Consider the following 15,678-nt stretch of genomic DNA (forward strand, 5'->3'; position numbering starts at 1 on the left):
CCAAATACAGTATTATGATTTTACTTTAAGGAAAATATGATGCTTAAAAAAATATTAAAATGGATTCCGTCAATCTTTATTGCCAGCTGCAGCTTTTATCTTTCTTCACAAGAACATCTTGAACATATGCCTTCCTTCTGGAATGCTGATAAGGTGGTGCATTTTTTCTGTTATTCGGGATTCTGCTTTTTTACAGCCTTTGCCTGCAATATAAAATCCTATAAAAAGGTCTGGCTGCCGCTTTTAATTATAAGTTTATGGGGAATAAGTGATGAAATACATCAGAGCTTTGTTCCCGGACGATCTGCATCAGTTTTTGACTGGATGGCAGATACATTGGGAGCTCTGCTGGGAGCTTTAGTTTATGTTAAATTTGTAAGCCTTGTAAGTAACTGGCTTAAAGCGAAACATTAAGATTAATTATTTCGCTTTTGCTCTTGCAATTCTTTCGACCTTTTTATGCTTCATTCTAACAAGAATGTCGTCTGTCTGGGCAAACTCGTTGTAAGACATCTTGTTTTTTCTAACCAGATCAACAAACTTGCCTTCAAGCTTAAAAAGATACTTGTTGTATTTTTCGCAGGAAACTTCAGGATTAAAACACTGTGCCAGAGCCTTATCAATAGACTCACATACAAAACGTTCTTTTGTCATAATTTTTGCCCCCTTTCTTAAAAATATCTTTTTGTTATAACTATAACCGAAAATTATAATATAACATTTTTTAATAGTTGTAAATAAAATTATTTAAAAATATTAAGAAATTTCTTAAATATTTTATAAATTAGTAGACTACATATATCTGCTGAGAGTTCAATTTTCCAGTAATAATGCCTTTTTTTACTTTGAATTGCAGGTCGTGAGCTCTGTCGGTGTAAACACCATCTGGCAGAGAGGTATTTGCCTTAAACTTAACTCCCTCTCCTGCGTTAATAATTACAAGCCCTTTTTTTTCCGCGTTCAATGCATAAAATCTTAGTTCCGCCATCTTCATCAGCATTAAAAATGTTTTCATCTTCGCCACGCATTGCAGTTCTAAAATTATTTACTGCAATTACTTCAGGATTTTTAAACTCATCATTTCCGGCATCTCCTATTTTTGATGCCCCCGGAAACTGCACTCCTTCTGCGCCCTTTGGCCTGCTGAAAAACAAAGGTGTACCTTCTTTTCGTGCCGCAATTACTGCCCAGCCTGCACGAAGCTGGAAATTTGTAAGCTTTGCACTTTCTCCTTCGTTTGCGTAAGTGTCGTGAGATTCAACCCAGGTTACAAGACGGTCTCCACCAGCATCGTTGCGCCAGTTTTTAAGATATTTTGCAGAAAGAGAATCGCTTTTTACCTGACTGCGAAGAGTTTTTCCGTAATGACTTGCTGTAACTGCAAGATACTTTGCATAATCTTTTTCGCGGGTGTTTTCTGCCTGCAAAACTTCGCCGTACAAGAACAAATCTCCGGCTCTATGAAGTTTAATTCCGTTAACCGCCTCCTGCCCGGTGAATACAGGCCAGAAGTTATTTTTTGTTGCAGCAGGGTCAAGCGGGTCATCAGGAAGGGCGATATGTTTTGCAGTATCAAAACGGAAACCGTCTGCACCGCAATCAATGGCATCGTTCATAAAGGTCATAAAATAAGTCTGAAAGAGGGGATTTTCTGTGTTTACGTCCGGAAGACCGCCCATAGAATGGCTTGTTGCCTGAAGTCTGTTTGCAAAACTTTTTACAGACTGACTGCTGTTTGCATGGTAAAGCTTATCCATTCCTCCGCAGGCCTTTACAAAATCTGCATTAAGTGCTTCTTTTTTAGGTGTGGTATGATTTGGAACGACATCTACAATCACGCCGATTCCAAGACTTTCTGCCTTTCTGCACATACGCTCAAAGTCTTCGCGATTTCCCAGCTGATAGTTTCCTATTTTCCAGTCTATCGGCTGATACTGGTAATACCACTTTCCGCCCCCGTTACGGCCAAAAAGTTCAAGCCCGCCATTTTCGCCCGGGAGACAGGTATTTATAGGAGAAGTCTGAATTGCAGTAAAACCGGCTGCTGCAATTTCCGGAAGTTTTTCTTCTATAGTTTTAAATGACCAGCACCAGCAGTGTAAGATTGCACCGTCCTTAATTATTGCTTTTGGAACTGCAAAAAGAAAACTGAAATTTAAAACCATCAAAGCAAGAAATACTTTTTTCATAATTAAAATCCTTCTATATAATAAACTATTGTAAATCTTTCGCACGAAGTCCAAAATCCTTCTGGCGCTGACGCACAGCCTGAATATAAGGGTTATTTTTTTCCAGGGCGTCGATTAAATCCCAGTGCCAGTCCAGAGGAGGATCATGAGGCGGGAAAAGTGCCGGGGGATCTGACTTACGGCGTGAATTAGCCCCTTTTACTATCTTCATTAAATCTTCCAAGGTCTTTTTATCAGCCAGGCGGACAAGATAAGGCTCTTTATCAAGAATTAAAAAAGGAGAGTCTGCGGCATTTCCACCCATATACTTTACGCCCCGTTTTTCAAAAGAGATTGCTCCCTGGGGATTTCTGATTTTTTTACTTCGCCCGCTTACGCAGGAATAATTCTGATTTTGCGAAATTATGTGTTTTGGGATCATAAAACTGACATCATCACGGATAAAATTAACCTTTTGGCTTTCATAATCCATATCAGATTTCCAGTAGCGTACGTCGTAATAAGAATTACCTTCTTTTGTCAGATAAAAAACTCCGATATTTTCCTTCAAAGGCTCTTCATTCATTGTAATTCCGCGGGAAAGGGAATGTCCGACAAACATATTTTTATCATTTTCATCCTGAAGATAAAAATCAAGGAAGATTTTGTCGTCTGCAATCAAAAGTGGAACAAGATTTTTCTGCCGGTGAGAAAGCCTTGTTTCCAGCTCAAAAGCAGTAAACTGACCTTCCTTTTCTTTCAAATTTTTTACATCAAGGTAAATCTGCTGGGCTTTTTTAGTAGTTCCTGTATTACGAACTCTCGGCTCCTTTTCATCATACTCTTTAGGTTCAACGGCTCTGTCATAATACCAGCCGTAATATTCCTTAAGAAGAATCACTGCCTGTGGCTTTCCACTCTCATCTTCACTTTCTTCAAAAAAAACAATGCGGTCTTTCCCTTCCCAGATGCCATATAGGGAAGAAGGAAGGCTTTGTGAAAAACAAAAATTAAATAGAAAGAAGAAAAACAAAATAAAAGCAGACTTTTTCATAATTTTATTATCGGAAAGTTTTTATTATTTCAGAAAAATACTTCAACTATAAAAAGGATTTCTGATTTTTTTTTGTCTTTTGACTCTTTCAGACATATAATTAAATATCATACTTTTGGAGGCAGCACATGAAAAAACTTACGTCTTTAATTTTAGCCCTTTTTGCTCTGGTAAATCTTACTTTTGCAAAGACTATCACAATTAAGTCAGAAAAACTACGTAATCTTAAGAGCGTTGCAAAGGTTGCTGAGCAGCTTGGTATGTATATTGTAGAAAATTATTCTGATATGTGGATTGCTAAATCCGAAGATAGTGATGATTTTGCAGTATATTATTCAGAAAAATATGAGGATGGCGAAGTTATTCTTGGTATGGTATACGTTCAGGGGCAGATGCTTTCGCGCATTGAATGTGATGTAAAGGAAGAAAACGGTCAAAAATCAAAGGCTATCTTAAAAGAATATGATAGAACTGTAATTTTTAATGACAACGGAAGCAATGTTTACCTTACAGATTTTGGTACACTTTTTGAAACTGTTGTCTGTATAGAGCACAGAAACCGTATCAGAACAGGGCTTGCAGAAAAATATAATCTAGTGCTACCGGAAAGCACAGCCAAGAATGACCAGAATTTCAGGGCTCTTTTTGAAGAAATTAATCCTACTCTTTCTGAAAAAAATAAAGCAGAAACAATAGAACTTCTTACACAATTACGAGACAGCAATTTTGTCTACTAGGCTCAGGCATCTTATTGTGCCAAATAGCGCAAACTCATTTTTTATGCTATATTATATAGTATGAAATTAAACAAAAATCTTGTAGCATTTACAGGCGGCGGTACCGGGGGGCATATTTACCCGGGCCTTGCCGTTGCCGATGAAATAAAAAAATTTGCAGGAGCGTCTGGCTCAGACCAGACTCTGAAAATAATCTGGCTTGGCTGTTCAAAAGGTATGGATAAAAAAATCGTAGAAAGTGCCGTGAGCGAGTCTGGTAAGCCTTCTGTAGAAAAGTTTTACGGTATTCCTTCCGGAAAACTTCGCCGCTATTTTTCCCTTCAGAATTTTTTTGATTTATTTAAGATTTTCGCAGGCTTTGTTTCTGCCTTTTTCATCCTTAAAAAGAACCGTCCCTGCGTACTTTTTTCTAAGGGTGGTTTTGTAAGCGTTCCTCCATGTATTGCGGCCCGTCTCTTGCATATTCCTGTTTATACTCATGAATGTGATTTTTCGCTGGGCCTTGCCAACAGAATTAATTTTAAATCTGCTAAAAAAATGTTTGTTTCTTTTGAAGAAACAAAAAATCTGCTTTCTGAGGCTGATAAAGAACGGGTTATTGTAAGCGGAAATCCTGTCCGTCCGGTATTTTATAAGGCTGATGGCCTTCAGGGCAGGCGTTTTTTAGGCATCCAGACAAGCGGTAAGCCTTTGCTTCTGGTTTTGGGAGGTTCGTCAGGTGCCCGCCAGATAAATAATCTTGTTTTTGATAATTTAGACTGGCTATGCCAGCGTTTTACTGTGGTTCACCAGACTGGACTATTGAATAATGATGAAAACAGGGAAGGGGAGCTTAAAGAAAAATACGGCGACTCCTACAAGCCTTATCAGTTTATTTACAAGGAAATGCCTGATGTTGTTGCGGCAGCCGATGTAGTTCTTTCCCGTGCCGGCGCAAACTCCATCTGGGAGGCTGCGGTTCTCTATAAGCCAATGCTTTTAATTCCTTTGTGCGGAAGTGGAACCCGCGGTGATCAGGTAGACAATGCAAAATTCTTTGAAGAAAATCATTCTGCCCTTGTTCTGATTGGAGATGCTGCAACTTCTGAAAACATGAAAACAGAACTTACAAAAATGCTGGAGCCTTCTGTTCGCGAAAACTTTGCCGCAGAACTTAAAAAACTTTGCGGAGAGCAAAAGCCTGCGCAGAAAATTGCCGAAATTATATACGAGGAAACAAAATGACCTTTGTGCCAGTTGATTATTTTTTCTGTATTTTGATTGTGATTTTTGGACTCGTTGCCTTCTGCAAGGGCTTTTTAGCCGAGGTATTTGGAAAAGCTGCCTGGGTACTTGGAATTATCGGGGGTGTTTTCTTTTATAAAAAGGTTGCAGCAGCCCTGCTTGCAAAAATCAATAGTCCGCTTGCCTGCAATGTACTTGGATTTTTAATTGTTTTTGTTGCAGTTTTTCTTCTTGTAAAAATCTGCGAAATGATTCTGGAAAAAATCTTTCAGATTACGCTCTTAAAAAGCCTTGACCGGGGACTTGGACTTTTATTCGGGCTGGTAGAAGGCTTTGCAATTGTCTGCCTCATTATTTTCATTCTGAATGTGCAGCCTTTTGTAAACCTGGGAAATCTTCTTAAAGAAAGCTTTTTTGCTCATCTGATGGGGCTTGTATTTTCTTCGCCACTGCTTCAAAAAACTGTAGAGGCTGCCTAATGTACGAAAATCTTGTTAATCAGTCTGTTTCAAAAGACTTAATTTCTGATATTAAAAATAAGCTCCTGCCGGGTGCTGTGCTTTTTTCAGGCTCAGAGGCAAGCGGAAAATTAACTGCGGCGCTTGAAACAGCCCGTATTCTTTCCTGCCACCAGGGGGGCAGCCGCCGTTTTGACTGTACCTGTCCTTCCTGCCTGCAGCATAAGGCTCTTACCTGTACAAATATCCTTTTACTGGGACCACGGGATTGCTTTTTTGGAAATCTCTGCCTCTAAAAAGACCTTTTTGAATGCAGTATCTTCTAATGCGACTTTTTTGAATGCTGCCCGCTATCTTTTTTTGCGAAGTATAAGAAAATTAACCCTCCGCTTTAGCGACATTTTGTGGCAGGGCGATAAAAACCTTAATAAAATCGGCACGATAATTGCTGATATAAACGAAAATCTTGAAAAACTGGACTTTCCCCGCGAACTTCCTGACTATGAAGAGCTGGAAAAAATCTGCGATGGACTGGAAAAAAAATCCTTAGACCTGGAAACAGACTTTCTTTACGATTCAATTCCTGTAAGCCAGATTCGTAACATGGAAGCCTGGGCTCATATTAAGAGCGAAGAGGGCAAAAAAACAATCATCATCGAAAATGCAGAGCGCATGCAGTCCAGTGTGCGTAACGCCCTTCTAAAAATTCTTGAAGAGCCTCCTGCTGATGTAGTATTTATTCTTTTAACTTCTAAAAGAAACGCAATCATGCAGACAATTCTTTCGCGTGTAAGAACCTATAACTTTAAAGACCGCTCAGTTAGCGAGCAGAAAGATGTAATTACCCGCGTTTTCCACAACGACGCTTTTAGCGGCTCCATAAACGAATATCTTTTGACCTTCCTTCCTGTAAAGCCGGAAGACATTAAGGCTCAGTCGGATCTGCTTTTTGATTCCATTGTAAAGAAAAATTATCCTTCAATTTCTGATATTGTAAAGAAATGCGGGAACTTTAACCCTCGTGTTGAATTAAAAATCTTTTTGGAAAACATAATGCTTCGCCAGCGACCGCTCAAAAATACTCCTGAAGGGGCAGAAGCGGCTTTTGAAACTACAAAAATCCTCAGAAATACCTGGGATAACATAACTCTTTATAATCAGACTCCGCAGGGGGCGCTGGAAATTCTTCTTCGTGACCTTGCGGCATTAAATGCAAGAGGCGGAAATATTTTCAAATGCGCGGTTATGTAAAACGAGTAACTCAGAAAATCGATAAGTTTTCTCGGGAACAGCTTGCTTCTCTTTTGGGGGATATGGCAAGTGAAATTGAAAATTATGATTCAATTATGGAATCCCTTTCGGCGGGAATCATAATTGTAGATAAAGATTACAGGCTTTTGCAGAGTAACCGGGTTTCAGAAAATCAGCTGAACTTTTCTGCCCATCTTGATGATACAAATCCCGGTACAGTGCCTTTGTGGGAGCTGATTGATGACGCTGATATTGCAGCTTTTATTAAAAACTGCGCCCAGAAGGGTACAACAAACTCTTCGGAAGACTTTTCTGTGGTAAATGAAGCCGGAAACGTGCGTTTTTTGAACATTCAGATTAATCCTCTTGTTAAAAACTGCGATTTATGCGGCCGGGTAATCCTTATCCGCGATGTAACCGACAAAAAAAATCAGGATGTGCTTGCTCACCGCATGGAAAATTTGGCAAATCTTACAAATCTTGCTGCAGGAATGGCTCACGACATTAAAAATCCGCTGGGAGCAATTTCAATTCACATTCAGCTGGTGCAGAAGGCGCTGGAAAAGGCACGCGCAAATAATGACCTTTTACCTGCAAAAAAGTTTGTAGAAGACCATATTGATGTTGTAAATGAAGAAATTGAGCACTTAAACCGCCTTGTAATGGACTTTTTGTTTGCAGTCCGCCCTGTAAATGCCACTTTGCAGCTAAAAGACCCGGCTCTTCTGATAAAAAACATTGCAGACTTTTTTAAGGCCGAGTTCAACCGCTTTAATGTTGGAGTGGAAGTTATTTCTAATTCGAGCCAGCGAATTATGATTGATGAAAAGCTTTTGCGCGAAGTGATTATGAATCTTTCACAGAACGCGCTTGCGGCAATTAAATCTAAATTCCCGGAATGTAATATTGAGCGAAAAGCAGATGATGATTCTGCTTTTAAGGGACTTTTTAAGATTGAATGCGGCACTAACGGCATAAAATACGTAATAAAAATCAGCGATAACGGAATTGGAATGGATTCTCAGACTGTAAGCCGTATTTTTGAGCCATATTTTACAACTAAAGCAAACGGCACCGGACTTGGAATGACCATGGTTTATAAAATCGTAAAGGAATTTTCAGGCGAGATTCAGGTGCAGTCGCAGGAAGGAAGGGGCAGTGTTTTTACCCTTACATTTCCGCTCCCTCAGGACAATACAAAACTCTTGAAATAAAACTCCGGCGGCTCTGATCGGCCGCCTTACAGAGAGGCAACATGTTTACAATACTTACTATTGATGATGAAGAAAATATCCGTAATGGACTTGCCGACAATTTTGAACTTGAAGGTTACGAGGTAAAAAAAGCTGCCAGCGGAAAGGAAGGTCTTGCCCTGATTGCCAAAGGCGGAATTGACCTTGTAATTACCGACCTTCGCATGGACGGCATTTCGGGCGAGGAAGTTGTGCGTCGTGTTACGACAGAAAATCCCGGAATTCCTATTATTGTTTTGACAGGCCACGGAAGCATTGAAGACGCAACCAATGCAATTAAATCCGGTGCCTATGATTTTTTGACCAAGCCGCTTGATCTTGATCACCTGAACCTGATTGTAAAAAATGCCCTTCGCGGAAAGGAACTTGCAAACCAGAATAAGGAACTTCTGGCAAGGCTCAACAAGGCAGACTCGGTTGATGAGATGATTGGAAAATCTTCCGAGCTTAATCACGTGCGAACCATGATTCAAAAAGCTGCCCCTGCCAAAGCCAGTGTTCTGATTACCGGTGAAAGCGGTGTTGGTAAGGAGCTGGTTGCCCACGCAATTCATAATCAGTCACCGCGAAAAGATAAGCCTTTTATTTCTGTCCACTGTGCAGCCCTGAGTGAGACCCTTTTGGAAAGCGAACTTTTTGGTCACGAAAAGGGAGCCTACACCGGAGCCGATTCCATGAGTAAAGGACGCTTTGAACTTGCAGACGGCGGAACTTTATTTTTGGACGAAATTGGAGAAATTAATCAGGCAACTCAGGTTAAGCTTTTGCGTGCTCTGCAGGAAAAGAAATTTGAACGGGTAGGCGGAACAGAAACTATCAGTGTGGATGTTCGCGTTGTAGCTGCTACAAACCGCAATCTTGAAGAAGAAGTTAAGAACGGAAAATTCCGCGAAGATTTGTATTACCGCTTGAACGTTGTAAGAATTGAAATGCCAAGTCTTCGAGAGCGAAAAGATGACATCCCTCTTTTGATGCATTCCTTTTTGCGCGAGTTCAACATCGAAAACGAAAAGAACATCAAGGGCTTTGATAACAGGGCAAAAGCTGCAATGCTAAAATACAGCTGGCCTGGAAATATCCGTGAACTTAAAAACTGCGTAGAAAGTGCAGTTGTTATGTGTAACGGAGAAGAAATCAAAATTGATGATTTACCATCCAGCGTGCGCGAAAAGAGCGATGAAAAGGTAATTACAATTCCAATTGGTATGCCAATGGAAGAAGCAGAGCTTATTATTATTAAAGAAAATCTTGCCTTTAATGACGGAAATAAGAGTAAAACTGCTGATATTCTGGGTATAGGACGTAAGACTTTACACCGAAAATTAGGCGAAAATGACGAAGATTAGCTGATTTTAAATTGTATACAAAATAAGACTGTATTATTTGCTTTACATGTAAGGTATTTAATACAGTCTTTTTTTTATTTAAAAGAGGCGGGTGAAAATAGTGTATAATAAAATTTATAAGTCCGAAAATCGCAAAAAATACGAAATTATACACTTTAGGAACTATGTATAGTGGTTTTGAAATCTTTATGCATAAAAACTGTATATTTATGCAATTTCAAATGCATAAAACTTGCCTGAGACATAAAAAAAAGCGATGCCTTTTTTAGACATCGCTTTAATTATCGGTATTATTCTTCTATTCTTTAGATTTCTGTACCGCTTGGAATTACTGCACCCTTACGGATAACGATGATTCCGTCTGCGCTGTAGAAGCTTCCGTGGTCACCGTCTTCGTATTTCTTGCCGGAAACACCGATTTTACAGTTATCACCGATTCTTGCGTTCTTATCGATGATTGTTTTTGCAATCTTACAGTTCTTTCCGATACCTGTAACAGGTGTTTTTTCCTTTCTATAAGCGGCTTTTTCTTCATGAGTATCGTAATAGTCGGCACCCATCATGATAACGCCATCCAGCTCACAGCCTTCATTAATAACAGAACGTACACCAATTACGCTGTTCTTAAGCTTACTGTCAGAAATAATACATCCTTCAGAAGTCAAAGTGTGGTCAATGTCGGCCTTGTTGATTTTTGAAGGTGGCAGGTTGCGGGCATGTGTGTAAATTGGTTTTACAGCGCTGTAGAAGTTGAAGCGTGGCTGGTCAGATGTAAGCTCAATGTTTGCATCATAGAAGCTGCGGATAGTTCCGATATCTTCCCAATAGCCGTCGAAGGTATATGAGCAGATCTTTTTCTTGCCGATTGCAAGCGGAATAATCTCTTTACCAAAGTCTGTATAGCGCTCATTTTCGCCACCCAGCATATCTTCCATTGTCTGAGCATCAAAAATGTAGATACCCATAGAAGCAAGGTATTCTTTTTCTTCAGGAAGGGCTGGATCGCGGGCTTCTTTTGGAATCTTCCATGCGTCGATGTTCAAATCTGCCTTTGGTTTTTCCATGAATTCCTTGATGTTGTTTTCGCTGTCAATCTTCATGATACCAAAGCCGGTTGCATCCTGACGGTTTACTGCAGTAGCGGCAATAGTGATATTTGCGCCAGATTTGATGTGGGCATCCATAAATGCCTTCAAATCCATCTTGTAAAGCTGGTCTCCAGACAAAATGATGTAGTGAGTAGGCTTTTGAGTCTTAAAGTGGATGAAGTTTTTGCGAACGGCGTCTGCAGTTCCTTCATACCAGCCTGAATGTTCAAGTGTCTGCTCTGCGGCAAGAATTTCTACGAAACCGTTAGAAAAGCGGTCAAAATTGTAGGAATTTGAAATGTGAAGGTGGAGTGAAGCTGAATTGAACTGGGTAAGAAGGTAAATTTTCTTATAACCAGAGTTGATGCAGTTTGAAATTGGAATATCTACAATTCGGTATTTACCGCCGAATGAAACTGCTGGTTTTGAACGCTCTTTTGTAAGAGGGTAAAGACGGGTTCCTTTTCCACCGCCTAAGATAATTGCAAGTACGCGAGGCTCTTCATAATCGGCCATAGTTGTCTCCTTAAAATTGTATACGATTAAAATATTCTATTTAATTAATTATATATCTGATTGTTACAAAAGGCAAAAAGTTTCGTTTACTTTAAACCAAAAAAATCACCTTCCGCTTTGGAAGGTGATTAATATAATCTTGAAAAAATTAGAGTCCCTTACTTGCCCTGATTATTTTTCAAGTCGTCTTCAGTTTCAACATCCCATGACCAGTCCCAGTGCATTTCGATTTCACCATAACTTGGGTTATATAACTTCCAGACATTTCCATTTGTTTTTTGTCCTTTTTTTATTGTACTAGAACCACCAAAAGATGTTGTAAGTACTCCATTTCCTTTACCTCCTCCTGGCTCCCATGTGCAAGTCCATTTATCCTCTGCAGGGGAGTAATGGAAGTCTGCCTTTACGTAACCAAGGTAGTCATCAGAACTTCCAGGATCCTTTTCCCAGGCGTTCCAGTAAAGGGTAAAAATATGTTCTTCATCGCGGGAAACTTCGCTGATTACTTTTTTAGTACTGGTAGAAAACTTTACAGGGGTTGATGCATAATAGTCAACAAAGTTGCCCTCTCCTCCAAAGGTATAATACAAGGCATCGCCCTCGTCTTTAACATCAAAATCCTGAGTTCGATTTGATTTTAGTTCGCATTTGGTTAAATCTATACAGTCGTTATTTCCGGAGAATGACCAGTAGTATTGAGGGTCGCAGCCACCGTCTTCATCTTCTATATCTTTTACATAGTGGGCATAAAAGCAGAGCCTTGTTTTTCTGCTTAATTCTGTTTTAAAACTGTCTTTAGCAAGTTGCTTTTTGATAAAGGTGTCTGCAGTTGATTTATGGGCATAAGCGTAAAGATATATCCAGTAATCTTTTTGAGATTCAAGATTCAGTGTAACTGTATTTGTAGAGCCAATCTGGTCTGATGATAGTTTTATAAAGAATTCATCTTTTTCTTTCAGATTTGATGTACTGGTTCCTGCTCCCATAAGTTTTGTCTGAGTTAGGTAGCTGTCAATGTCTGCTGGTTCTGTATTGCTTTTCCTTCCGTAAAGAACGTAACCGCCGGTAGAGGCGTCTGTTCTTGTGTCTGAATAGGCATCCCAGGAAATAATTACAGCCCCGTCTTCATTTTTCAAAGGTTCAACATTAAAATTCTTTAAGTCTTTAAAAGTAGAGATTACCACAACATTCCAGAAATATTCTGTTTTTTCACTTTCATTTTCTGGTGTATAGTTTGTAACGTATGATTTAAGCTTAATTATGTTTTTTCCCATATTCAGGCTTATTTTTGAGGTTGACTTTAAATCGCGCCATTCATATGTTTCTGTTCCATGTTCATCTTTTACCGTTGTTTGATATTGAATTACGGCAAAATCATTTCTTGGTGTAATATCAAGGTAAATTGTATCCATGTCTGTTTCTATAGGAACAGACATGGTTGCAGGATTTGCTTCATCTTCGTTTCCGTGTTCAGTAAGATCAAGTTTTTCCTTTTTTTCTGAAAGCAGGTTAGTAGTGTAAAAACATTTAGCGGTGTTTATTCTTCTGTCGTTTCTTATATAAGAGAATATAGGATCAGGGTCTACTATACCATTTTCAGAGTAATCATCCAGACCATCTCCGTCGGTATCTTTCAGAGCAGGATTTGAATAAACCCGGTTATCTTCATTATCAGCATAATCCTGAATCTCATTTCGGTATGCTTCTTTATGAAGACCAGGTTTATACCAGCCGTAAATTTCTTGGTAATCTGTAAGGTAATCACCGTCTGTGTCTTTTTTATAGTCACTTATACCGTGTATTTTTTCTACATTAAGAGGAACATTATCTTCATCCATATCTACATCAAAGTAAATGTTTATTTCATCACCTGCATTTACAGTAATGTCTTCAAAATTCCAGGCATCCAGTTTATTTCCGTCCCAGAAAGATGGATAATTATCCTTTTTTAATATTCCGTTATCCATACGGGTGTGATCAATGTACCAGGAACCTTCTTTAGGTGTAGCTCCGTTAGTAACGCCATAAAGTGTTTTTAAAGTCTTTTTGCCATTTGCATGGGTGTATAGCTCGTAACCATTTTTAGAAGTGGAATTTTCTTCCAGTTGAAGGATTTCATTAAAAATTTCTTTTAATGTCACCGGCTGGTACTGGTCATTTAAACTTGTTGCTTCAGGATTAAATTTGTTTTTTACAGCAACGTTATAGGTTTTTGGTATTCTTTTTTTGTTATTTAAACCGCAGTCTATGTAGACTGCTGCCGTGCGGGCACGAACTTCTGTAAGTGCTTCTGTAAAGTCGTTGTTGCCGGACTGGCTGTCTTTAAATGTTGTAATCTGAAAGCCTGAAATTTCTACAAGAATTGTATTTGAATATTTTAAAAGCTGCTCTGTTTCTCCTGTAGTAAGGTTGAGGGTAATATTAAATTGACCAGTTTCTGAGTTAGGGCGGAGAGTCATGGCTGAATTTGTAGAATAGCTGCCAATAGGAACTTTAAGATTCTTTTTTCCATAAGGCAATTTGTTTATTGCTATGGTTATGGCTTTTATTGTATAGCCAACTTCGGTTTTGTTCTTAAGTTTTACAGGAATTACTACTTTTCCGCCCGTAATTGTTTTACTGTTAGATTCACTTATATTTCGGCCGTTCTGCCAGGATTTTGACCAGCCTGCTGTATCAGAATTTGCAAAGGTGTAGGTATCTCCCGAGGAGTAACTGCCAGAAAAACCGATAGTAAATCCGCCTTCGTAAGTTTTTTCAGTTTTGTGCCAGCCTGCAGCTAACTGACCTGCGCCGCCGGCGCTAAGTGTAGTTTTCGTCCCCCATTTGTGGCTTGTGCTGGCATTCCAGCCATGGGTCATATTAAAGCTTTTTGTGTTTGTGTTGGTTTCGGAATGGCTACCAGTTGTTCCTTCTGTTGTAGTTTGAATTTCTGTTATATTTTTACCCTGTGTATTCGTGTAAACATAGTAAATTTCTGGTTTTCCGGTAATTTCTACATCAACAAAAGGTGTGTCTGCAATAAGAGGACTGAAGGATAGTTTATCTTGATTATATAAGGTAAGCTCCTGTTTATCTGTCCAGCCGTCGCCATCTGTATCTTTACACATAGGGTCTGTATGATATTGATAAACTTCTTCCCAGTCTGTAAGTCCGTCGCCATCAAAATCTAATAATGATCTTGCTGCATTTTTATTGTTTGGATCAGGATTTATTTGAGATAAAGTCCAGATTGCGTAAAGAACAAGGTTTTCTTTTGTTAAAATTTTTGCACTTGTTATTTCAGTATCGCTGCTGTCTTTGTCGTAAATAACAAAGGACTCTTTTTGAGTGGTGTCTTCACTGTCTGCTAAAGGTGTAAAGTCGTAGGCTTCTTCATGATATACAGCAGTTGAAGGAATGACTGTTGTACCTGTAAGACCCCAGCCTAAAAATTTTATTCCGCTTTTTGGTGGGGTAAGTCCAAGTTCGTCAGGTGTTTGCAAGGTTATTGTACCATCTGAATCTGGTGTTGCAATCTGGCGGTCTGTTTTAATGCTTCCTCCGTTTGGAGAGTAGGAGATTATAATTTTTGGAATCCATCTTGCATATAAAACAAGGTCTCCTGTAGTTCCGCTTGGAATAAAAGACATTTCGCTTCCAGTAAAATCTGGATCCGTGTACCAGCCTGCAAAATCATGGTTTTCGTATTCAATATTTGAGGCGTCTGGTAAAGTAATGTCAGCAGACTGTCTTGTGTAAGAACCTGGGAATGTGGATGCGTTTTTTAAAGTTCCTCCATTAGTTTCAAGTGTAATGCTAAAAAGATTTCCCAGTGAATTTACGACACAATCAGAAGTACTTGTTAAACCGTCTACAATAGAAGCGTATTCACGGTAGGTTCCTAACAAAAGGGTTTTTGCTTCATCTGCAAAGAATTTAAAGATTACAATACAGTTTCCGGCAGGAATGTCTGTCTTTTCGTATTTCGTTTGTCCGCTGCTTGTTAGAGTAAGCTCTTCATCATTAAAGCCTGGAATTTCTTCTCCTCTTATTGAGTAAATGCCTGCTGTTACTTTTGCAACGTTTTTTGTGTTGTAGCGCATTTTAATGCAAAGATTTCCGTTTCCAGAATAATCTGTAAGAAAGAATTCCATAGTAGGAGAGAAGGTTAGTGTATTTTCTCCCTTATTGATTGTAATTCTCTGTTCGTCGCCAAAAACAGCGCCGCCTTTTGCTACTACAACCAATCTGAAGGTGTAGGTTCCTGTTTGGAAGGCAAGGCTTTGCTCTGACATTTCGGCTTCACTTTTCCAGACTCCTACGGTAACTTCATCTGAAGTTGTAGTGTCTAATACACTGTCTGAATAGTTCTCTGCATAGCGCAGGGTAAGCAGGGTAAGGTCGCTTTTTGAGTACTGAGGGAGTGCAGTTCTTGAGCTATCGTCTGCAAGGGCAATTTTAAGGCTTGCTTCTCCTTTTGTTTCTGAGTTTGAACTGCTAACGGAAGAAGAGCTATTAAAATTATCTTCCAGAAGGTTTGAACAGCCTGCAAAAATAAGACTTGTGGCAAAAATGTATAAAAGCTTCTTAATTTTCATAAT

The 15,678-nt window shown here is 39.2% G+C and carries 13 protein-coding genes; 8 read left to right on the forward strand and 5 right to left on the reverse strand.

Translation table 11 applies throughout. The features are described 5' to 3' along the window. Positions 1–36: 36 nt before the first annotated feature. Positions 37–414 carry a VanZ family protein gene (locus tag MSI_RS07345; RefSeq protein ID WP_155815531.1) on the forward strand — a complete coding sequence of 126 codons (378 nt, stop codon included), beginning with the start codon at positions 37–39 and terminating at the stop codon, positions 412–414. 6 nt (positions 415–420) lie between these two features. Here MSI_RS07345 and MSI_RS07350 read toward each other — a convergent pair whose 3' ends face one another. The 3 genes from MSI_RS07350 to MSI_RS07360 form a co-directional block, all read right to left on the reverse strand. Next, positions 421–654 carry a hypothetical protein gene (locus MSI_RS07350; RefSeq protein ID WP_009105347.1) on the reverse strand — a complete coding sequence of 78 codons (234 nt, stop codon included), beginning with the start codon at positions 652–654 and terminating at the stop codon, positions 421–423. 275 nt (positions 655–929) lie between these two features. Continuing rightward, positions 930–2,189 (reverse strand): alpha-amylase family protein, encoded by a 1,260-nt coding sequence (locus tag MSI_RS07355; protein ID WP_009105349.1) that lies wholly within the window; start codon positions 2,187–2,189, stop codon positions 930–932. A 25-nt stretch (positions 2,190–2,214) separates the two neighbouring features. Continuing rightward, positions 2,215–3,222 carry a hypothetical protein gene (locus MSI_RS07360; RefSeq protein WP_009105351.1) on the reverse strand — a complete coding sequence of 336 codons (1,008 nt, stop codon included), beginning with the start codon at positions 3,220–3,222 and terminating at the stop codon, positions 2,215–2,217. A 128-nt stretch (positions 3,223–3,350) separates the two neighbouring features. Between MSI_RS07360 and MSI_RS07365 the strand changes: the two genes are divergently transcribed. The 7 genes from MSI_RS07365 to MSI_RS07390 are packed head-to-tail and all read left to right on the forward strand — an operon-like array spanning position 3,351 to position 9,491. Next, positions 3,351–3,959, forward strand: coding sequence for a hypothetical protein (locus MSI_RS07365; protein ID WP_009105353.1), 609 nt, complete (start codon positions 3,351–3,353; stop codon positions 3,957–3,959). Between the two features lie 60 nt (positions 3,960–4,019). Beyond that, positions 4,020–5,183, forward strand: a complete 1,164-nt coding sequence (locus tag MSI_RS07370) for a glycosyltransferase (RefSeq protein ID WP_009105354.1) — start codon at positions 4,020–4,022, stop codon at positions 5,181–5,183. Continuing rightward, complete coding sequence (locus tag MSI_RS07375; protein ID WP_009105355.1) at positions 5,180–5,662, forward strand: CvpA family protein; 483 nt, start codon at positions 5,180–5,182, stop codon at positions 5,660–5,662. Before MSI_RS07370 ends, MSI_RS07375 begins: the two co-directional genes overlap by 4 nt. Next, positions 5,662–5,937 (forward strand): hypothetical protein, encoded by a 276-nt coding sequence (locus MSI_RS13985; RefSeq protein ID WP_009105356.1) that lies wholly within the window; start codon positions 5,662–5,664, stop codon positions 5,935–5,937. Before MSI_RS07375 ends, MSI_RS13985 begins: the two co-directional genes overlap by 1 nt. Next, entirely contained in the window at positions 5,918–6,892 is a 975-nt protein-coding gene (locus MSI_RS07380) for a hypothetical protein (RefSeq protein ID WP_009105359.1), read from the forward strand. The genes MSI_RS13985 and MSI_RS07380 overlap by 20 nt, the downstream gene beginning before the upstream one ends. Beyond that, positions 6,877–8,106: a nitrogen regulation protein NR(II) gene (locus tag MSI_RS07385; protein WP_009105361.1), complete on the forward strand. Its 1,230-nt coding sequence runs from the start codon at positions 6,877–6,879 to the stop codon at positions 8,104–8,106. Before MSI_RS07380 ends, MSI_RS07385 begins: the two co-directional genes overlap by 16 nt. A gap of 41 nt (positions 8,107–8,147) precedes the next feature. After that, a complete protein-coding gene (locus tag MSI_RS07390; RefSeq protein ID WP_009105365.1) occupies positions 8,148–9,491 on the forward strand; it encodes a sigma-54 dependent transcriptional regulator in 1,344 nt (447 codons plus the stop codon). A 305-nt stretch (positions 9,492–9,796) separates the two neighbouring features. Here MSI_RS07390 and MSI_RS07395 read toward each other — a convergent pair whose 3' ends face one another. Both MSI_RS07395 and MSI_RS07400 read right to left on the reverse strand, forming a co-directional pair. Further along, positions 9,797–11,095 (reverse strand): glucose-1-phosphate adenylyltransferase, encoded by a 1,299-nt coding sequence (locus MSI_RS07395; protein WP_009105366.1) that lies wholly within the window; start codon positions 11,093–11,095, stop codon positions 9,797–9,799. 158 nt (positions 11,096–11,253) lie between these two features. Beyond that, positions 11,254–15,675, reverse strand: coding sequence for an InlB B-repeat-containing protein (locus tag MSI_RS07400; RefSeq protein ID WP_009105367.1), 4,422 nt, complete (start codon positions 15,673–15,675; stop codon positions 11,254–11,256). Between the last annotated feature and the right edge of the window lie 3 nt (positions 15,676–15,678).

The sequence above is a fragment of the Treponema sp. JC4 genome (assembly GCF_000260795.1).
In the GTDB taxonomy this organism is placed as follows: domain Bacteria; phylum Spirochaetota; class Spirochaetia; order Treponematales; family Treponemataceae; genus Treponema_D.